This is a genomic window from Pseudomonas sp. Xaverov 259 (genome assembly GCF_019352915.1).
Classification (GTDB): domain Bacteria; phylum Pseudomonadota; class Gammaproteobacteria; order Pseudomonadales; family Pseudomonadaceae; genus Aquipseudomonas.
Window position 1 is genome coordinate 1 of sequence record NZ_JAAAFV010000042.1, and the last position, 21,318, is coordinate 21,318.

Below are 21,318 nucleotides of genomic sequence, written 5' to 3' on the forward strand. Positions count from 1 at the left end.
AAACCGGCAGGGATGCCGGTTTAGCCGCCCCGCGCCATGGATGGCGCGTGGCGGCGGCCCCCCAAATCACTGGCGGATTGCGGGCATGCCGAGCCATAGCGAGGCACCGAGTGTTGGGGCGTGACTTTTTGGTTACTTTTGTGTCTTTACAAAAGTGACCCGCCGTCAGGGCGGAACCCTAAGCAGCCGTTACCGCAGCAATGGATATACACACCGAAAAACCGCCATCGCAGGCAACCAAGCTCCCACAGCTTCACACCCTGCGCGCAAACGTATCGCTATGGCTGCCCGATACCTTGCGGCAATGCACCAGCGCATCGCGAATCATGAAGTTCACCAGGGTTGGGGACACGCCCAACTCCTTGGCGATGTCTTTTTGCGGCACGCCGTGCAGGCGGTACATCTCGAACGCGTAGCGGGTGCGCTGGGGCAGCTCCGTCAGGGCGTCGGCGATGTTTTCCAGGGTGTTGAAGTTGATATGCGAGGTTTCCGGTGAAGCGCCGTGAATGACCACATTCAAGCCTTCCTCTTCCGTCCCCGAATATTTCAGCTCCAGGGCCTGCTTACGGTAGTGATCGATCGCCAGGTTGCGCACGATCTGGAACAGATAACTCAATTGAGCCTTGAATGACGAGGTGATGGTCGGCGCCGATTGCAGTCGGAAGTAGGCGTCCTGCACCACGTCTTCGGCGCGCGAGCGGCAACCGGTAATACGGGCGGCGATCTTCACCAAAATAAGTCGATTGTCGACGAATGCCTGCAAAAGGGGTGAATCACACCTGCCTGTGGATACTTGTTCCGTCATGGAAATCACCTTGTCGCGAAAGAGTTAGGGGAGGGCGTCCTTGCTGAGGCCTCCTACACATCGGGCAACAAATTATGCTGAATGATAATGATTGTCAAATGAGAAGGCGAACTAATCTTATGCTTTCTTGTTCGGTGTGAACCACTTCTCGCTTAGCCCCAACGACTAATTATTTGCCGGGGCCGTCCGTTCTTCTGGGTGACAGGTCCGTTAGCAAACGGCCAAGGATCAGCACCCGCAGGAGGGCGAAATGGGTTTTTATCGTGCAGGCAGCGTGTTTCAGTTTGGAGACCGCGATCAATGAGCGTTTCCACGCGATTGCGCCTGTTCTGCCTGCCCTATTCGGGTGCCAGCGCGATGGTTTATGCACGCTGGCGGCGGGCGCTGCCTGACTGGTTGCAGGTGTGCCCGCTGGAGTTGCCGGGGCGCGGCATGCGCATGGATGAGCCGTTGCAGCGCGATATCAAAACCCTCGCGGCGCAACTGGCGGAGGAAATCAGTCGCGACCTGAGCGGTCCCTATGCACTGTTCGGCCACAGCCTCGGCGGCCTGCTGGCATTTGAACTGGCGCATGCCCTGAAGGCACGCAATCTGCCTGCGCCGCTGGCGCTATTTGCCTCCGGTACCGCCGGCCCGGCACGCCGCGATGTCAGCGAATACGCCATCGAAAAGACCGACGAGCAATTGATCGCCCGCCTGCGCGAGCTGCAGGGCACCGCCGAAGAGGCGCTGGGCAACCCGGAATTGATGCAGTTGATGCTGCCGATTTTGCGCGCCGACTTCCTGCTGTGCGGCAGCTTCACCTATGGCGAGCGCGCGCCGCTGGGCATGCCGATCCATGTATTTGGCGGCAAGCAGGACAGTGTGCGCGCCGATCAGTTGCTCGACTGGCAGCTGGATGCCGCCAGCGGCTTTTCCCTCGACATGTTCGACGGCCACCACTTCTTCCTCGTGCAGCACGAGAGCGCGGTGCTGCGCTGCCTGCGCCGCTATGCCGACGAGCACTTGGCCCGCTGGCGCAATGATGTGGCGCGCCAACTGGCAGCCGTTTAGCACGGCCCTAATTCCCGATTTTCCCGTAAGCCGATTTCAGGCAGGAACCCCATGATGGACGCCTTCGAACTTCCCCGCACCCTGGTCCAGTCCCTCCAACGCCGCGCCGCGCAGACTCCGGACCAGGTGGCCCTGCGCTTCCTTGCCGAATCCGCCGCCGACAGCGTTGTGCTCAGTTACCGCGACCTCGACCAGCGCGCCCGCACCATTGCCGCCGCCTTGCAGGCCAATGCGGCATTGGGTGACCGTGCGGTGCTGCTGTTCCCCAGCGGCCCGGATTACGTCGCGGCGTTCTTTGGTTGCCTGTACGCCGGGGTCATCGCGGTGCCGGCCTATCCGCCGGAATCCACCAAACGTCACCATCAGGAGCGCCTGCTGTCGATCATCAGCGATGCCGAGCCGCGCCTGCTGCTGACCATCGCCAGCTTGGCGGACGGCCTGGCGCAGATCGAAAACGCGCCACCGGTGTTGAGCGTCGATACCCTGCAGAGCGCTGGCAATTGGGTCGAGCCCGAGCTGCAAGCGGACGATATCGCCTTCCTGCAATACACCTCCGGCTCCACCGCGCTACCCAAGGGCGTGCAGGTCAGCCACGGCAACCTGGTGGCCAACGAAGTGCTGATCCGTCGCGGCTTCGGCATTGATCTGAACCCGGATGACGTGATCGTCAGCTGGCTGCCGCTGTACCACGACATGGGCCTGATCGGCGGCTTGCTGCAACCGATCTTCAGTGGCGTGCCCTGTGTGTTGATGTCGCCGGCGTACTTCCTCGGCCGGCCATTGCGCTGGCTGGAAGCGATCAGCGAATACGGTGGCACCATCAGCGGCGGGCCGGATTTCGCCTATCGGCTGTGCAGTGAGCGGGTCAGTGAAACGGCCCTGGAACGCCTGGACTTGAGCAAGTGGCGCGTGGCCTATTCGGGCTCCGAGCCGATCCGCCTTGACACCCTGGAACGCTTCGCCGAGAAGTTTGCCGCGTGTGGTTTTACCCCGAACAATTTCTTCGCCTCCTACGGGCTGGCCGAGGCGACTTTGTTTGTCGCCGGTGGCACCCGTGGCCAAGGCATCCCCGCGTTGCGTGTGGATGAGCAGGCGCTGGCCGCCAACCGCGCTGAACCGGGGCAGGGCAGCGCAATCATGAGTTGCGGCACACGCCAGCCGGAACACGCGGTGCTGATCGTCGATCCGCACACGCTTACCGAACTGCCCGACAACAGCGTCGGCGAACTCTGGGCCGCCGGCCCCAGCATCGCCCACGGCTACTGGCGCAACCCCGAAGCCAGCGCCAAGACCTTTGTACAACACGCCGGTCGCACCTGGCTGCGCACCGGCGACCTGGGCTTTATCCGCGACGGCGAGGTGTACATCACCGGCCGCCTCAAAGACCTGCTGATCGTGCGCGGCCACAACCTGTATCCCCAAGACATTGAGCAGACCGTCGAGCGCGAAGTCGAATTGGTGCGCAAGGGCCGTGTCGCCGCCTTTGCCGTGCAGGACCAGGGCCTGGAAGGCATTGGCATTGCCGCAGAAATCAGCCGCAGCGTGCAGAAAATCCTGCCGCCCGAGGCCTTGATCAAGGCGATTCGCCAAGCCGTGGCCGAGGCTTATCAAGAAGCCCCGAGCGTGGTGGTGTTGCTCAACCCCGGCGCCTTGCCCAAGACCTCCAGCGGCAAGGTGCAGCGTTCGGCCTGCGTGCTTCGCCATGCCGATGGCAGCCTCGACAGCTACGCGCAGTTCCCGAATCTGCAAGCCCAGGCCAGCGATGCGCTGCTTGAATCCGAGCTGCAAAAGCAAATTGCAGCGATCTGGTGCGAGCAATTGCAGGTCGCAACGGTGGCGGCCGATGACCATTTCTTCCTGCTCGGCGGCAACTCCATCACCGCCACCCAAGTGGTCGCGCGCTTGCGTGAAACCCTGGGCCTGGAGCTGAACCTGCGCCTGCTGTTCGAAGCGCCGACGCTCTCGGCGTTCGCCGCCCATGTGGCGCAGTTGCAGCAAGACGGCGGCATTGCCCAAGGCGCGATCCAGGCCTTGTCACGCCAGGACGACCTGCCGCAATCCCTGGCACAGAACCGCCTGTGGATCACCTGGCAACTGGACCCGCACAGCAGCGCCTACACCATCCCCGGCGCCCTGCGTTTGCGCGGCGAGCTGGATGAAGACGCGGTGCGTACGAGCTTCCAGCAGTTGATCCAGCGCCACGAAGCCTTGCGCACACGCTTCTATGAGCGCGATGGCCAAGCCTTCCAGCGTGTCGAGGCCAACACGGGTTTCGAGCTGCAAGTGATCGACCTCAGCGACCTGCCCACCGCCGAACGCGAAGCCCGCGCGCAGCAAATCCGCGAGGACGAAGCACGCACCCAGTTCGACCTGGAAAAAGGCCCGTTGCTGTGGGTAACGCTGGTGCGCCTGGACGATGAAGATCACCAACTGCTGGTGACCTTGCATCACATCATCGCCGACGGTTGGTCGCTCAACATTCTGATCGACGAGTTCTCGCGTCTTTATGCCGCCGCGACCCAAGGCCAAACCCTGGAGCTGCCGCCACTGGCCCTGCAATACGCCGATTACGGCAGTTGGCAGCGCCAATGGCTGGCCGAAGGCGAAGGCCAGCGGCAATTGGCGTATTGGCAGGCGCAACTGGGTGATGAGCACCCGGCCCTGAGCCTGGCCACCGACCATCCACGCTCTGCGCAGCACACCCACAGTGCCTCGCGCCATAGCGTGCGCTTGAACGCGACGCTCAGCGAAGCCGTTCGCCAGACCGCGCAAGCCCATGATTCCACCCCGTTCATGCTGTTGCTGGCGGCGTTCCAGAGCCTGCTTTACCGCTACAGCGGCCAGCGCGATATTCGCATCGGCGTGCCCAACGCCAACCGCCCGCGCCAGGAAACCCAAGGCCTGATTGGCTTCTTCATCAACACCTTGGTGCTGCGCGTTGAGCTGGACGGGCGCCTGCCGTTCAATCAGCTGTTGGCTGCAACGCGCCAGGCTGCGCTGGGCGCCCAGGCCCACCAGGATCTGCCCTTCGAACAACTGCTGGAAGCCTTCCCCCAGGCCCGCGAACAAGGCCTGTTCCAGGTCATGTTCAACCACCAGCAGCGCGACCTGAGCGCCTTGCGCCGCCTGCCGGGCATGCTTGCCGATGAGCTGCCATGGCACAGCCGCGAAGCCAAGTTCGACCTGCAACTGCACACTGAAGAAGACCGTAACGGGCGCTTGAGCCTGGCGTTCGACTACGCCGATGAGCTGTTCGACAGCACGACCATCCAGCGCCTGGCCGAGCATTTCGTCAGCCTGCTGCAAGCGGTGTGCGAGCAGCCGGAGCACGCCATCGGCGACCTCAAGCTGATGCACACAGACGAGCAGCAGCCATGGAGCGAAGCTCCGTGTGCCCCGGCCCAGCAGTGGCTGCCCGAGTTGCTCAGCCAACAGGTCTCGGACAACACCGCACTGGTCTGGCAGGGCGGCAGCCTGAGCTTCGCCCAACTGCACACCCAGGCCAATCGCCTGGCCCACTACCTGCGCGACAAAGGCGTCGGCCCGGATGTGTGCGTGGCCATCGCCGCCGAGCGTTCGCCACAGCTACTGATCGGCCTGCTGGCAATCATCAAGGCCGGCGGCGCCTATGTGCCGCTCGACCCGGATTACCCCGCCGACCGCCTGGCCTACATGCTCAAGGACAGCGGCGTACACCTGTTGCTGACCCAAACCGCACTGCTTGAACTGCTGCCGGCCACCGAGGGCGTGTGCGTGATCGCCATGGACAGCCTGCACCTGGACAGCTGGCCGACCCAGGCGCCGGGCCTGCACTTGAATGGCGACAACCTCGCTTACGTCATCTACACCTCCGGCTCCACCGGCCAGCCCAAAGGCGTGGGCAATACCCATGCGGCCCTGGCCGAGCGCTTGCAGTGGATGCAGGCCACTTATCAACTGAACGACACCGATGTGCTGATGCAAAAGGCACCGATCAGTTTTGACGTGTCGGTGTGGGAGTGCTTCTGGCCGCTGATCACCGGTTGCCGTTTGGTGCTGGCCGGCCCTGGTGAGCATCGCGACCCGCACCGCATTGCGCAGCTCGTACAGGAACACGGCGTGACCACGCTGCACTTTGTGCCGCCGCTGTTGCAGCTGTTTATCGACGAGCCACTGGTGGCTGAGTGCACCAGCCTGCGACGTCTGTTCTCCGGCGGCGAAGCCTTGCCTGCCGAGCTGCGTAACCGCGTATTGGCGCAGTTGCCGGCGGTGCAACTGCACAACCGTTATGGCCCGACCGAAACCGCGATCAACGTGACCCACTGGCATTGCCAGGTTGCGGATGGCGAGCGCTCGCCCATCGGCCGGCCGCTGGGCAATGTGATCTGCCGCGTGCTCGACGAGCAACTCAATCCATTGCCGGCCGGTGTGCCGGGCGAACTGTGCATCGGCGGCATCGGCCTGGCGCGCGGTTACCTAGGCCGCGCCGGGCTGACCGCCGAGCGTTTTGTCGCCGATCCGCTGGGCGAACCCGGCACCCGCCTGTACCGCACCGGCGACCGCGTGCGTTGGAGCGCCGATGGCGTGCTCGAATACCTCGGTCGCCTTGATCAGCAGGTCAAGCTGCGTGGGTTCCGTGTGGAACCCGAAGAAATCGAGGCCCGGATGCTGGCGCTGGACGGCATCGCCCAAGCCGTGGTGCTGGTGCGTGATGCACAACTGATCGGCTACTACACCGCGCAGATGGAGCTTGCCGAGCAGGACGTAAAAGCCGCCCTGGCCGCTGAGCTGCCGGAGTACATGGTGCCCGCCTTGCTGATGCGCCTGGCCGCCATGCCCCTGAGCCCCAGCGGCAAACTCGACCGCCGCGCCTTACCGGACCCAGTGTGGCAAACCCGCGAGCACATCGAGCCTGCAACGCCGCTGCAACAGCAAATCGCCGCGATCTGGCGCGAAGTGCTGGGCTTGCCACGTATCGGCCTGCGCGACGACTTTTTTGCCCTCGGTGGCCACTCGTTGCTGGCCACGCAAATCATCTCCCGCACCCGCCAGGCCTGCGACGTCGAGTTGCCGTTGCGCACCTTGTTCGAAGCCAGCGAGCTGGGTGCGTTTGCCGAGCAAGTGGGCGTGATCCAGGCGTCTGGCCAGCGCAATCAGCAAACCGCTATCGCCAGGGTCGACCGCAGCGCGCCGGTGCCGCTGTCCTATTCACAGCAGCGCATGTGGTTCCTGTGGCAGATGGAGCCCGACAGCCCGGCCTACAACGTCGGCGGCATGGCGCGCCTGCGCGGCGTGCTGGACGTGGGGCGTTTTGAGGCGGCCTTGCAGGCACTGATCATGCGCCACGAAACCCTGCGCACCACCTTCCCGAGCGTCGATGGCGTGGCGTATCAGAAGGTCGCGGCGCAAACCGGCTTGCGCATGGATTGGCAGGATTTCTCCGCGCTCACCGAGGTTGAGCGTCAGCAGCGCCTGCAAGATTTTGCCGATCAGGAAGCGCACACGCCGTTCAACCTGGAAACCGGGCCGCTGTTGCGCGCTTGCGTGGTCAAGGCCGGTGAGCAGGAGCACTACTTCGTGCTGACCCTGCACCATATCGTCACCGAAGGCTGGGCGATGGACATCTTTGCCCGTGAACTCGGCGCACTGTACGAGGCGTTTATCGACGAACGCGACTCGCCGCTGGCGCCGCTGACGGTGCAATACCTCGACTACAGCGTGTGGCAGCGCCAGTGGCTGGAGTCGGGTGAGCGCCAGCGCCAACTGGATTACTGGACCGCGCAACTGGGCCATGAGCATCCTTTGCTCGAACTGCCCGCCGACCGCCCACGCCCGCCGGTGCAAAGCCATCAAGGCGAGCTGTACCGCTTCGATCTGAGCGATGATTTGGCCGCTCGCGTGCGCGCCTTCAACGCCGAGCGTGGCCTGACCTTGTTCATGACCATGACCGCCACCTTGGCGGTGTTGCTCTACCGCTACAGCGGCCAGACCGACCTGCGCATCGGCGCGCCGGTGGCCAACCGTATTCGCCCGGAAAGCGAAGGGTTGATCGGCGCGTTCCTCAACACCCAGGTGCTGCGTTGCCAGCTCAATGGGCAGATGAATGTGGCCGAGTTGTTCGAGCAGGTGCGCCATACCGTGATCGACGGCCAGTCTCACCAGGACCTGCCATTCGATCATCTGGTGGAAGCCCTGCAACCACCGCGCAGCGCGGCGTATAACCCGCTGTTCCAGGTGATGTGCAACGTGCAGCGCTGGGAGTTCCAGCAGAGCCGCCAACTGGCGGGCATGAGCGTCGAATACCTGGTCAACGATGCGCGGGCGACCAAGTTCGACCTCAACCTGGAAGTCACCGACCTCGACCATCGCCTGGGTTGCTGCCTGACCTACAGCACCGATCTGTTCGACGAGCCGCGTATTGCGCGGATGGCCGAACATTGGCAAAACCTGTTGGAAGCGTTGATCGCCAACCCGCAACAGCGACTGAGCGAGTTGCCTTTGCTGACGGCCAATGAGCAGCGCGCATTGCAGAGCAGCCTGGGTATCGAGGCGGGCGAGCACCGTCTGGATCAGTGCATTCACCCACTGTTCAGCCAACAAGCCGTGGCTCGCCCGGATGCAGCGGCGTTGACCTTTGCCGGGGTGACGCTCAGCTATCGCGAACTGAACGAACGCGCCAACCGCCTGGCGCGGATGCTGCGTGAGCGCGGCGTTGGCCCGCAGGTGCGGGTCGGCCTGGCGCTGCCGCGTTCGCTGGAAATGGTCATCGGCCTGCTGGCGATCCTCAAGGCAGGCGGCGCTTATGTGCCGCTGGACCCGGAATACCCGCTCGACCGCCTGCATTACATGATTGAAGACAGCGGCATCGGCCTGCTGCTCAGTGATGCGGCGATGTTCGAAGCCCTTGGCGAGCTGCCTGCCACCGTGGCGTGCTGGTGCCTGGAAGATGACTTGCCGGTGTTGGCCAACTACCCCGCCGACGAGCTGCCGTTTATCAGCCTGCCGCAACATCAGGCGTACCTGATCTACACCTCCGGCTCCACCGGCAAGCCGAAAGGCGTGGTGGTGTCCCACGCTGAAATCGCCATGCATTGCCAGGCCGTGATCGAGCGCTTTGGCATGCGCCCAGATGATTGCGAACTGCACTTCTACTCCATCAACTTCGACGCCGCCACCGAGCGTTTGCTGGTGCCGTTGCTCAGTGGTGCGCAGGTGGTATTGCGTGCCCAAGGCCAATGGGATGCCGAAGAAATCTGCGCGCTGATCCGCGCCCATGGCATCAATATTCTCGGCTTTACCCCAAGCTATGGCAGCCAGTTGGCACAATGGCTGGCGACCCAGCAACAGACGTTGCCGGTGCGCATGTGCATCACCGGCGGCGAGGCGCTGACCGGCGAACACTTGCAGCGTATCCGTGCGGCGTTCCAGCCCGAGCTGTTTTTCAACGCCTATGGCCCGACCGAAACCGTGGTGATGCCGCTGGCCAGCCTGGCGCCGGAGGTGTTGGAAGAGGGCGCCGCCAGCGTGCCGATCGGCAGCATCATCGGCGCTCGCGTGGCCTATATTCTCGACGCCGACCTGGCGCTGGTGCCACAAGGCGCGACGGGCGAACTGTATGTGGGCGGCGCGGGTCTGGCCCAGGGTTATCACGAGCGTGCGGGCATGACGGCTGAGCGATTTGTCGCTGATCCGTTCGCAGTCAATGGCGGCCGTTTGTACCGTACCGGCGACCTGGTACGGCAACGCGCCGATGGGTTGGTGGAGTACCTGGGCCGTATCGACCATCAAGTGAAGATTCGCGGTTTCCGTATTGAACTGGGCGAAATTGAAACGCGCCTGCTGGAGCACCAGGACGTGCGCGAAGCCGTGGTGCTGGCGCTGGATTCACCCAGTGGTAAACAGCTGGCGGCCTATCTGGTCAGCGACGCCGAGCCTGCCACTTTGCGCGAAGCGCTGAAGGCGCACCTCAAGGCGCAACTGCCGGACTACATGGTGCCCGCGCACCTGATCGTGCTCGACAGCATGCCGCTCACTGCCAATGGCAAACTCGACCGCCGCGCCTTGCCGCAACCGGATCCTGAGGCCAATCGCCAAACCTACGTGGCGCCACGCAATGAGCTGGAGCAAACCCTGGCGGCCATTTGGTGCGCGGTGTTGAACGTGCAGCAAGTCGGCCTGGACGATAACTTCTTTGAACTGGGCGGTGACTCGATCCTGTCGATCCAGGTGGTCAGCCGTGCGCGGCAGGCCGGGATTCATTTCAGCCCACGGGATTTGTTCCAGCACCAGACCGTGCAAACCCTGGCCGCCGTGGCCACGCGCTCGGAGCAAGTGACTGCCGAACAGGGGCTGCTTACCGGCAGCTCGGGCCTGACGCCGATCCAGCACTGGTTCTTTGATACCGAGATCCCCAACCGTCAGCACTGGAACCAGGCATTGCTGCTCAAGCCGCTGCAATTGCTCGAGCCCCATCGCCTGGAGCAAGCGCTGCTGGCGGTGCTGGAGCATCACGACGCCTTGCGCTTGAGCTTCTCCAAGCGCGACGCACACTGGCATGCCGAGCACTTGGCCGTGCCCCAAGGCGGCGTGCTGATGCAGGCGCAAGTGCGCGATATGCAGGATTGCACCGCACTGTTCACCGACACTCAACGCAGCCTCGACCTTGAGTATGGCCCGTTGCTGCGGGCTTTGCTGGTGGACGGCCCACAAGGCCAGCAACGCCTGCTGATCGCGATTCATCACCTGGTGGTGGACGGCGTATCGTGGCGCGTATTGCTGGAGGATCTGCAAACGGTTTACCGCCAGCTGAGCGACGGCCAGTCCGTCAGCCTGCCGGCCAAGACCAGCGCATTGCGCGATTGGGCGGCGCGTCTGCGCGCTTATGCCGGCAGCGAGTCCCTGCGCGAAGAATTGAGCCTGTGGCAAGAGCAACTGGCCGGTCCGGCAGTGGCGTTGCCGGTGGAGCGCCCACAGGGTTCACTGCGCAACCGTGAGGCTGAAACCGTCAGCGTGCGCCTCGGTGCCGAACACACGCGGCAGTTGCTGCAACAGGCGCCGAGCGCGTATCGCACCCAAGTCAATGACTTGCTGCTGACGGCGTTGGCCCGCGTGCTGTGCCGCTGGACGGGGCACGCCTCGACGTTGATCCAACTGGAAGGCCATGGCCGTGAAACCCTGTTCGATGAAATCGACCTGACCCGCAGCGTTGGCTGGTTCACCAGTGCTTACCCGTTGCGCCTGACGCCGCAAGCCGGGCAGGGCGACTCGATCAAGGCCATCAAGGAACAACTGCGCGGCGTGCCGCACAAAGGCCTGGGTTATGGCGTGCTGCGTTACCTGGCGGACGATCAGTGCAAGCAGGCCATGGCCGCGCTGCCGACAGCGCAGATCACCTTCAACTACCTCGGCCAGTTCGACCAGAGCTTCGGCGCCGATGCGCTGTTTCATCCGCTGGATGAGTCGGCGGGCCTGGCCCACGACCCGGATGCGCCGCTGCCCAATGAGCTGAGTGTCGACAGCCAGGTGTACGGCGGCGAATTGGTGCTGCGCTGGACCTTCAGCCGTGAGCGGCATAACCAGCAGACCATCCGTGAGCTGGCCGATGCCTATGTGGCGGAGCTGCAAAGCCTGACTGAGCATTGCCTCAACGACGAGGCGGGTGGCCTCACGCCGTCCGACTTCCCGCTGGCGCACCTGACTCAGGCACAGCTCGACAGCCTGCCGGTGCCGGCCCACGTCATCGAAGACGTCTACCCGCTGACGCCCATGCAGGAAGGCCTGCTGCTGCACACCTTGCTGGAACCGGGCACCGGCCTCTATTACATGCAGGACCGCTACCGCATCAACAGCGCCCTGGACCCCGAGCGTTTCGCCCAGGCCTGGCAGGCGGTGATCGCCCGGCATGAAGCCTTGCGTGCGTCGTTCTGCTGGAACGTCGGCGAGGACATGCTGCAAGTGATCCACAAGCCGGGCAGCACGCCGATTGAATACCTGGACTGGAGCCATGACCCCGAAGCCGAACAGGAGCCGCGTCTGCAAGCCTTGCTCAAGGCCGAGCGCGAAGCCGGGTTTGATCTGCTCAACCAGGCGCCGTTCCACCTGCGGCTGATCCGCGTGGGCGAGGCGCGCTACTGGTTCATGATGAGCAACCACCACATCCTGATCGATGCCTGGTGCCGCTCGTTGCTGATGAATGATTTCTTCGACATCTACATGGCCCTGGGTGAGGGCCGTGAGGCGCAACTGGCCACGCCGCCACGCTACCGCGATTACATTGCCTGGCTGCAACGCCAGAACCTGAATGAAGCGCGCCAGTGGTGGCAGCAGAACCTGCAAGGGTTTGAGCGCACCACGCCGATCCCGAGCGACCGGCCATTCCTGCGTGAACACGCAGGCCACAGTGGCGGCATGGTGGTGGGCGATTGCTACACCCGCCTGGATGCCCGCGACGGCGCGCAGTTGCGTGAATTGGCCCAGGCCCATCAACTCACCGTCAACACCTTCGCCCAGGCGGCGTGGGCCTTGGTGCTGCGGCGTTTGAGCGGTGATCGTGACGTGTTGTTCGGCGTCACGGTGGCCGGGCGCCCAGTGGAAATGCCCGAGATGCAACGCACCGTCGGCCTGTTCATCAACAGCATCGCGCTGCGGGTGAAACTGCCGGAAGACGACCAGACTTGCAGTGTGCGCCAGTGGCTGAGCGGCCTGCTCGACAGCAATATGCAACTGCGTGAATACGAATACCTGCCGCTGGTGACTATCCAGGAACACAGCGAATTGCCTAAAGGCCAGCCGCTGTTCGACAGCCTGTTCGTGTTTGAAAACGCACCGGTGGAAGTCTCGGTGCTGGACCGTGCGCAAAGCCTGAATGCCACCTCGGACTCCGGCCGCACCCACACCAACTTCCCGCTGACGGCCGTGTGTTATCCGGGCGATGACCTCGGCTTGCACCTGTCCTACGACCAGCGCTATTTCGATGAAACCACCGTGCAAGGCATGCTCGGCGAGTTCAAGCGCCTGCTGCTGGCGTTGGTGCAGGGCTTCCATGGCGACATGGCGGACTTGCCGCTGATCGGCGAGCAGGAGCGGGCGTTCCTGGTCGACGGCTGTAACCAGAGTGAGCATGACTACCCGCTGGAACGCAGCTATGTCGAGTTGTTCGAAGTGCAGGTGGCGCAACATCCGCAGCGCATCGCTGCCAGTTGCCTCGACCAGCAATGGACCTACGATGAATTGAACCGTCGCAGCAACGGCCTGGGCTACGCGCTGATCGAGGCCGGTGTCGGGCTGGATCAGCCGGTGGCGCTGCTGGCCGAGCGTAACCTGGATTTGCTCGGCATGATCATCGGCAGCTTCAAGGCCGGAGCCGGTTACTTGCCACTGGACCCAGGCCTGCCAAGCCAGCGCCTGAGCCGCATCATCGACCTGAGCCGCACGCCGTTGCTGGTGTGCACCGAGGCGTGCCGCGAGCAGGCGATTGAGTTGCTCGACGGCACCGACTGCCAGTTGCTGGTATGGGAAGAAGTGCCCGGCCGTGGCGAAAACCCCGGCATCTACAGTGCGCCGGATAACCTCGCCTATGTGATCTACACCTCCGGCTCCACGGGCTTGCCCAAAGGCGTGATGGTCGAGCAGCGCGGCATGCTCAATAACCAGTTGAGTAAGGTGCCGTATCTGCAACTGACTGAGACGGATGTGATCGCCCAGACCGCTTCGCAGAGCTTCGATATTTCTGTGTGGCAGTTCCTCGCCGCGCCGCTGTTTGGCGCGCGGGTGGATATTGTGCCGAACACCATCGCCCATGACCCGCAGGGTTTGTTGGCGCACGTGCAGGCCCAAGGTATTACCGTGCTGGAGAGTGTGCCGTCGCTGATCCAGGGCATGCTGGCCCAGGAGCGCATGAGCCTGGATGGCTTGCGCTGGATGCTGCCGACGGGTGAGGCGATGCCGCCGGAGCTGGCGCACCAGTGGTTGCTGCGTTACCCGCAGATTGGTTTGGTCAATGCTTATGGCCCGGCGGAGTGTTCGGATGACGTGGCGTTCTTCCGCGTTGACCTGGCGTCGACCCGTGGCACCTATCTACCGATTGGCACGCCGACCGACAACAACCGTTTGTACCTGCTCGACGGTGCGCTGGAACTGGTGCCGCAAGGGGCAGTGGGCGAGTTGTGTGTGGCCGGCACGGGCGTAGGGCGTGGTTATGTCAGCGACCCATTGCGCACCGCCCAAGTGTTTGTGCCGAACCCGTTTGGCGCGTCGGGCGAGCGGCTGTACCGCACCGGCGACCTGGCGCGTCGGCGCAGCGATGGTGTGCTGGAATACGTCGGGCGTATCGACCATCAGGTGAAGATTCGTGGTTACCGCATCGAACTGGGTGAAATCGAAGCGCGCCTGCATGAACAGCCGGAAGTGCGGGATGCGGCAGTCGGCGTGCAGGAAGGCGTCAACGGCAAACATTTGGTGGGTTACCTGGTGGCGACGGATGCAGCGCTGAACCCAGCCGAGCGCCTGGACCGCATCAAGCAACGCCTGCGCACGGAGCTGCCGGAATACATGGTGCCGCTGCACTGGCTGTGGCTCGAGCGCCTGCCGCTGAACGCCAATGGCAAGCTGGACCGCAAGGCACTGCCGGCACTGGAGATTGGCCAGTTGCACAGCCAGGATTACCTGGCGCCACGCAACGAACTGGAAACCACCTTGGCGGCGATCTGGGCCGAGGTGCTGAAGGTCGAGAGGGTGGGCGTGCAGGACAACTTTTTCGAGCTGGGCGGGCATTCGTTGCTGGCCACGCAGATTGCTTCGCGGGTGCAGAAAACCCTGCAACGCGATGTGCCGCTGCGGGCAATGTTCGAATGCAGCACGGTGGCGGAGTTGGCCGAGTATATCGACGGGCTGGCGGCCAATGAGATCAGTGAGGAGAAGGTGGATCGCTTGAGTGATCTGATGGCGGAGTTGGAAGGTTTGTAACTGATCGTTCCCACGCTCTGCGTGGGAATGCAGCCCAGGACGCTCTGCGTCCCAAAGCGTGACGCAGAGCGTCACCTGAGGCATTCCCACGCAGAGCGTGGGAAACGATCTGATGGGCTATTTCGGCCCGAGAATCTTCACCAGTTTGTCTGGCGACGGCGCGCCTTGCTGTTGCTGCAAGCCGCCCTTGTCATCCCGATAGAAAATCGCCGGTGTTGCCGACAGTTCAAGCTCTTCCATCAACTTCATGTTGGCATCCAGCTTGGCTTCGATATCTGCCGGGATCTTGTCCAGCGCCTGCAATTTGCTGCCCTTGCCGGCGGCTTCGTGTGCTTCCAGGGCTTTTTGCGGGTCTTTGGCAGCCAGCAGCGCGGCAGATTTGCCTGGGCTGTCTTCGCGAATGATGCCGACCATGATGTGGCGCAATTGCACCTTGCCGGCCTTGACCCACGGGCGTGCCTGTTCCCAGAACATGTTGCAGTACGGGCAGTTGGGGTCACTGAACAGGTAGACGATGCGCGGCGCGTTTTTGTCGCCGTCCTGGATCCAGTTGCTGTGTTCCATCTTGGCCCAGACTTCCTTGGCCATCGGCGCGTACACCAGTTTTTCCAGCGGTGCGCTGCTCAGGTCATTGCCTTGGGCGTCGTACAGGTTACCGGCGAGCACACTTTTACCGTCGGCGGTCAGGTACAGGGCCATGCCACGGTTCTGGTATTGCGCAGCGTAACCAGTGAGGCCGCTGGGCGCGTCGAACTTGCCGAGGATCTTGGCGCCCTTGGCTTCGATCTGTTTGATCGGCGCCGGCCAGTCTTCGGCCTGGGCCAGTGTGGCCGCAAGCGTCAGCGGCAGCAGGGTCAGCAGGTGGCGGAGTCTTGGCATGTCGGTTTCCTTGTGGCAGCAGGGGCAGTGTCGAAGGGTTCCATGGCACGGGCCAGGCTGGCCTGGGACAGCTCGCCCAGGTGGCTGTTGATCAGGCGCCCGTCGGCTTGGTAGAACAAAGTAGTCGGCAGGGCCATGGAGCCCACGGCCTGGCCAAGACGGCCACTGGCGTCGAACAGCACGTTGTCGAGGGTCAGGCCTTGGGTGGCGAGAAAGGTGCTGACGCTTTGCATGCTTTCGGCCTGGTTGACGAACAGGAAGGTCACGTCCGGCCGTTGATGTTGCGCGCGCTCCAGCACCGGCATCTCGCGGCGGCACGGCGGGCACCAGGTGGCCCAGAGGTTGATCACCAGCGGGCCGCCTTTGTAATCGGCCAGTTGCACCACGTCGCCATTGGCGTTACGCAAGGTGATGTCCGGCAGTTGCGAGCCCTTGTCGTAAAGGCTCAAGGACACGCTGGTCAGGCCCCAGAACACCAGGCCGGTGACCACCCCGGCACTCAGCGGCGTGCGCATGGCCGGGCGGCGCCAGCCGTAGAACACGGCGCCCAGCACCAGCGCGATCACGCCGGGCCAGGGCAGGAAGCCGCCGTCGCGCAAATCGACCATTTGCAGTGGGTCGTGGCTGTAGTCGCTCCAGTACATCAGTACAAAGCTTAAGCGTGCCACCAGCATGCCCAGCAGGAACAGGCTGAACAGCACCGATTCGGGGTTCTCACCGCCGCGCTTGGCCACGCGCCAGCCCACCAGCGTGGCGAGGATCAGCGCGCTGATCAGCAGGATGTGATTCAGGGCGATGGCGAACGTACCGATGGTCAGGGTCAGCATCAGCGTGCGTCTCGGGTTTGCGTCCAGCGTTGCAGGAAGGCGGCGGCATCCACTTCGCCGGTGATGCGTTGGGCGCGACGTTCTTCACCGTCCGGGCCGATCCAAACGAAGCTCGGTGGCCCCGGCACCTTGTAGCGCCCGAGCAGCTCGCGGCTGGCGGCGTTGTCGGCGGTAACGTCCAGGCGCAACAGGCGCACGTCTTTAAGCGCGTCCATCACCTGGGGTTGGCCGAAAACTTGTTTTTCCATGATCTTGCATGACACGCACCAGTCGGCGTAGTAGTCCACCAGCACCCATTGGCCCTGGGCCTTGGCGCTGTCGAGCTGGCTTTGCAGCACGGCGGGGTCATTGATGGTCATGAACGCGTCGTGGGCGCTCGGCGCAGCAGCGACCTTCGAGCCGCTGTAGACCTTCAACGGTTGCCACAGGTCGTCACTGCCACCAGCCGCGCCGACTACCAGCAGCGCGCCCCACAGGCCCAGCACCAGCGAGCCGGCGCCGAATACCTTGGCCACCAGCCCGTATTCGCGGGCCAGTGTCCAGCCGCAGTAGGCCATCACCAGCGCCAAGGCGCCCCACAGGCCGAGCCACAGGCTTTCGCCGACCACCGGGCGGATCATCAGCACGGCAGTGCCGAGGAACAGGAAGCCGAAGATGCCCTTGAGCACGTTCATCCAGGTGCCCGGCTTGGGCAGGAAGCGGTTGCCCACGGTTACCAGCAGCAACAGCGGGATGCCGATGCCGATGCCCATGGCGAACAGGATCAAACCACCGTGCAGCGCGTTGCCGCTCTGGGCGATATACAGCAGGGCGCCCGCCAGCGGCGCGGTCATGCACGGGCCGACCAACAGGCCGGACAGCGCACCGAGAATACCGGCGCCGACCAGGCTGCCACCGCTTTGCTGACGGCTGACGTTGTCCAGGCGATCACGCAGGAAGGCCGGCAGTTGCAGTTCAAAGAAGCCGAACATCGGCAGGGCCAGGATCACAAACAGCGCGGCAAAGCTGCCGAGGATCCACGGCGTTTGCAGGAGGGCGGCAAGGTTGCCGCCCAGCAGCGCGGCCAGTACGCCGAGCGCCGCATACACCAGCGCCATGCACACCACATAGCTGCTGGCCAGGGCAAAGCCGCGACGGGGGCTGGCGCCGCTGCCGACCACCAGGCCCGCGAGGATCGGCAGCATCGGCAGTGAGCACGGGGCAAATGCCAGCAGCAGGCCCAGGCCAAAGAACACCAGCAGGCTCCAACCCAGGCTGCGCTGTTGCAGGCCGCTGGCCAGGCTTTGGTCTTGAGCTTGCGCGGTCGCCGCAACAGCCGGGTTGCCGCCCAGGTCTACAGTGATTGATTGCGGCGGGTAGCACAGGCCGGCATCGGCGCAGCCCTGCCAGCCGAGCTTGAGCTGGCCGGTGGCGCCGGCCGGGATCTTCACTTCCAGGCCCTGGCGGTACACTTGCTGCTCGCCGAAGAACTCATCGCTATGGGCTTCGCCTTGCGGCAGCACGGGTTTTTCAGCCAGGCCGTCGAACTTCATGCGCTGCTGATAAAGGTAATATCCGTCGGCAATCTGCCAATACAGCTGGGTTTCGCCGCTTTCAAGACGCTCGGAGGTAAAGGTGAACGCTTTGCCCACCGGCAAAAAATCGGGTTTGGTCTCGAATGGATTGCCCGGCGCGGCCTGGGCGAACCCTGCGAATAACACCAGCAGAAAGGTAAACAGATACCGCATGGTCAAGCCTTAGTTCGATGCAAGTTAGGCACACAATGTGTGGTGTTGATTAACCGATGATTAACCGGGCGCTATTCTAAACTGAGCGTGTCGGTTTTCACGGCATAATCGGCGCTTAATCCGCCCGACCTTTAATTCCCCCATCTTTCATGAAGGGTTAACCATGCACGTACTGGTCTGTGAAGACGACGAACTGATCGCCAGCGGCATTGTGGCCGGGCTTGGCGCCCAGGGTTTTACCGTCGAGCGCGTGGCTTCGGCCGCCGCCGCACGCGCGATGCTCAAGGCCGCCACGTTCGACATCATGGTGCTCGACCTCGGCCTGCCCGATGAAGACGGCCTCAAGTTGTTGCAACAACAGCGCAGCCAGGGCCTGGAAATCCCAGTGCTGATCCTTACCGCGCGTGATTCAGTCACCAACCGTGTCGACGGCCTGCAAGCCGGTGCCGACGACTACCTGCTCAAACCCTTCGACCTGCGCGAGCTTGCCGCACGCCTGCAAACGTTGCTGCGCCGGGTGGCAGGGCGCCGGGTCAACCTGATCGAACATGGCCAACTGGCCTACGACCCCAGCAGCCGCGAAACTTTCCTGGCCGGCCAGCCGGTCGACCTGTCGCGTCGCGAGCAAGCATTGCTGCAGGCGCTGCTGCATAACAAGGGCCGCGTATTGTCCAGCGAACAGCTCAAGGACAGCGTTTACGGCTTCAACGACGAACTGGAAAGCAACGCCCTCAACGTACACATCCACCACCTGCGCCGCAAATTGGGCAATGGCATCGTCGAAACCGTGCGCGGTTTGGGTTATCGCCTGGGCACGGCGGATGGGGGAGAGGACGCGTCGTGATGAGTTTGCGCCTGCGCCTGACGTTCAAGTTGGGCGCTGCTTTTGTGTTGATCTGGGTCCTGGCTGCCGCCTGGATGCTCAACGATCTGCGCAACCAGATGATGTTTTCCCTCGACCAGCGCCTGGTGGCATCGGCGCGCATGGTGGCCGGGCTGACCGAGCAGATGCCGGGCCTGGCCAGTGTGAGCGGCGCGCCTACGCATTTGCGCACTGAACAACTCAACGTGCCAGGCGGCATGGCTTGTCAGGTCAGCTCCCTGCGCGGGGAAATCCTGGCGCGCAGCCACATGACCCCGGATGAAGGCCTGGAGTCGCGCAAAAGCGGTTTTCGCGACCAGATGATCGACGGTGTGGGCTGGCGCAGCTTCACCTTGTCCCGTGGTGACCTGCTGATCACCACCGCCGACCGTCAGGTGGAGCGCGAGGCGCTGAACCTGTCGATCCTGCTGGCGGCTTCGGTGCCGGTGGGCGTGGCCCTGTTGGGTTGCTTGTGCCTGCTATGGCTGGGCATCGGCCAAAGCCTGTTGCCGCTTAACCGCATGCGCGATGCCTTGATGCGCCGCAGTGCCGATTCCCTCGAACCGCTGCAGATTCACCCGCTGCCCAGCGAGTTGAAACCGCTGCTCGACACCCAAAACCAGCTGCTGCAGCGCATCGCCAAGACCATCGAGCGCGAGCGCCGGCTGACCGGCGATGCCGCCCACGAACTGCGCAGCCCGCTGACGGCGATCAAAACCCACCTGCAAGTGGCCCGCATGACCGACGGCGCGGCCCGTGACCAGTCCCTGGCCCACGCCGAAGAGGGCGCCGACCGCTTGCATCGCACCCTGGAGCAATTGCTGCTGCTGGCGCGTGTCGAGGGCAGCCTGTCGTTTGACGATGGCTTGCAATCAAGCGCCGAGCAAGTGGCGCGGCTGGCGATTCAGGACGCCAATGCGGGCGATAACCGCCGCATTGACCTGATCCTGGCGGACAACCTCACGCAAGCCCCGGTGGAAATGCCGGTGGCTCTGGCGGTAGCGGCCTTGCGTAACCTGTTGGATAACGCACTGCGTCATACGCCGGGCGATACCCGTGTGGAGCTGAATGTGTTCACCAGCGCCGACACGGTGGTCTTTCGCGTGCGCGACCATGGCAAGCAGATTTCTGCCGAAGACCTGCAGTACCTGACCCAACGTTTCTGGCGTAATGGCAGCAGCGAGGGCTGTGGCCTGGGCCTGGCGATCGTGCAGGCCATCGTGCAGCGCTGCTCCTGCTCGCTCAAATTCGACAGCCAACCTGATGGCCTGCGGGTCGACTTGGGCATGCCGCTGCGGCGCTGAACACTTTTCTTCAAACACTAAATAGTTACTGCCAGCCTGAAATTCATACCTTCAGGATGGCGGTAATTTTTTTGCGTTTGAACGGGCTGAATGACTCGGCCTGTATTGAAAAGGATGGTTCTTATGTTGGTGATCGACAGCAGTTTCCCCGCCCAGGATTTTAATCAACGCAACGGCGAGGTCGTGCAGCAGGTGGTTTTGCATTACACCGCGGCACCCTTTGCAGCGTCCTTGCGTACGCTGACCCAAGATGGCGTCAGCGCTCACTATTTACTCCCTGACCCTGATGAGCCCAGCTATCGCGCTGCCGGTTATGACGAGTTGCGGGTGTTTCGCCTGGTGGACGAGGATAAGCGTGCCTGGCATGCCGGCGTTAGCCATTGGGGCGGGCGCGATAACCTCAACAGCCGTGCGATTGGTATCGAGATTATCAATCTGGCGCGGGACGATGGCGGGGTGTTTACCTTCCCTGCGTATGGCCGGGAGCAGGTAGGCATGTTGATTGCGCTGGTTGGCGACATTCTTGGGCGTTACCCGCAGGTGGGGCCTTTGGATGTGCTCGGGCATTCAGATGTGGCGTATTGGCGCAAGAGTGATCCTGGGCCTCGGTTGCCCTGGCAGTGCTTGTTCGAGGCCGGGATCGGCGCCTGGTTTGATGAGGCAACACGGGCGATGTTTCAGCGGCGGTTTTGCCTGGGGTTGCCGCCGGAAGTGGAGGTGGAGCGGGCGTTTCAGCGATTCGGATATAAACCGGCCTTGAATCGTCGTGAGTTTGAACTGCGCACGCGGGCGTTTCAGATGCGTTTTCGTCACCGGGATTATTGTGGCGCGTTGGATGGCGAGACGTGCGCGATTTTGTATGCGTTGAATGAGCGGTATCGGGGGATTTGATTGTTCCCACGCTCTGCGTGGGAATGCC

The 21,318-nt window shown here is 63.2% G+C and carries 9 protein-coding genes; 5 read left to right on the plus strand and 4 right to left on the minus strand.

The annotated features are described in order from the left end of the window. Positions 1 to 253: 253 nt before the first annotated feature. The gene (locus tag K0H48_RS18355; protein ID WP_005789991.1) at positions 254 to 805 is read right to left on the minus strand and encodes an RNA polymerase factor sigma-70; all 552 of its coding nucleotides are present in this window, start codon (positions 803 to 805) and stop codon (positions 254 to 256) included. Between the two features lie 300 nt (positions 806 to 1,105). On the opposite strand from K0H48_RS18355, the gene K0H48_RS18360 reads away from it, so the two are divergent. Together K0H48_RS18360 and K0H48_RS18365 are read left to right on the plus strand one after the other, a co-directional pair. Beyond that, on the plus strand, positions 1,106 to 1,858 hold the full coding sequence (locus K0H48_RS18360) for a thioesterase II family protein (RefSeq protein WP_219268588.1): 753 nt from the start codon (positions 1,106 to 1,108) through the stop codon (positions 1,856 to 1,858). A gap of 51 nt (positions 1,859 to 1,909) precedes the next feature. Beyond that, positions 1,910 to 14,800: a non-ribosomal peptide synthetase gene (locus tag K0H48_RS18365; protein ID WP_219268589.1), complete on the plus strand. Its 12,891-nt coding sequence runs from the start codon at positions 1,910 to 1,912 to the stop codon at positions 14,798 to 14,800. A gap of 117 nt (positions 14,801 to 14,917) precedes the next feature. Here the strand turns inward: K0H48_RS18365 and dsbG are convergent, their stop codons facing one another. From dsbG to dsbD, 3 genes are read right to left on the minus strand one after another with little or no spacing between them, the layout of a single operon-like run. Continuing rightward, on the minus strand, positions 14,918 to 15,679 hold the full coding sequence (gene dsbG / locus K0H48_RS18370) for a thiol:disulfide interchange protein DsbG (protein WP_065911508.1): 762 nt from the start codon (positions 15,677 to 15,679) through the stop codon (positions 14,918 to 14,920). Further along, positions 15,655 to 16,506 carry a TlpA disulfide reductase family protein gene (locus tag K0H48_RS18375; RefSeq protein WP_069788106.1) on the minus strand — a complete coding sequence of 284 codons (852 nt, stop codon included), beginning with the start codon at positions 16,504 to 16,506 and terminating at the stop codon, positions 15,655 to 15,657. Before K0H48_RS18375 ends, dsbG begins: the two co-directional genes overlap by 25 nt. Then, positions 16,506 to 18,233, minus strand: a complete 1,728-nt coding sequence (dsbD, locus tag K0H48_RS18380; RefSeq protein ID WP_219268590.1) for a protein-disulfide reductase DsbD — start codon at positions 18,231 to 18,233, stop codon at positions 16,506 to 16,508. Before dsbD ends, K0H48_RS18375 begins: the two co-directional genes overlap by 1 nt. 163 nt (positions 18,234 to 18,396) lie before the next feature. Here dsbD and K0H48_RS18385 point away from each other — a divergent pair, with 163 nt between their 5' ends. The 3 genes from K0H48_RS18385 (at position 18,397) to K0H48_RS18395 (ending at position 21,290) form a co-directional block, all read left to right on the plus strand. Next, positions 18,397 to 19,077, plus strand: coding sequence for a response regulator transcription factor (locus tag K0H48_RS18385; RefSeq protein WP_017134987.1), 681 nt, complete (start codon positions 18,397 to 18,399; stop codon positions 19,075 to 19,077). Further along, positions 19,077 to 20,399 (plus strand): ATP-binding protein, encoded by a 1,323-nt coding sequence (locus K0H48_RS18390; RefSeq protein WP_219268591.1) that lies wholly within the window; start codon positions 19,077 to 19,079, stop codon positions 20,397 to 20,399. The genes K0H48_RS18385 and K0H48_RS18390 overlap by 1 nt, the downstream gene beginning before the upstream one ends. Before the next feature lie 123 nt (positions 20,400 to 20,522). Continuing rightward, the gene (locus K0H48_RS18395; RefSeq protein ID WP_219268592.1) at positions 20,523 to 21,290 is read left to right on the plus strand and encodes an N-acetylmuramoyl-L-alanine amidase; all 768 of its coding nucleotides are present in this window, start codon (positions 20,523 to 20,525) and stop codon (positions 21,288 to 21,290) included. Positions 21,291 to 21,318 lie beyond the last annotated feature (28 nt).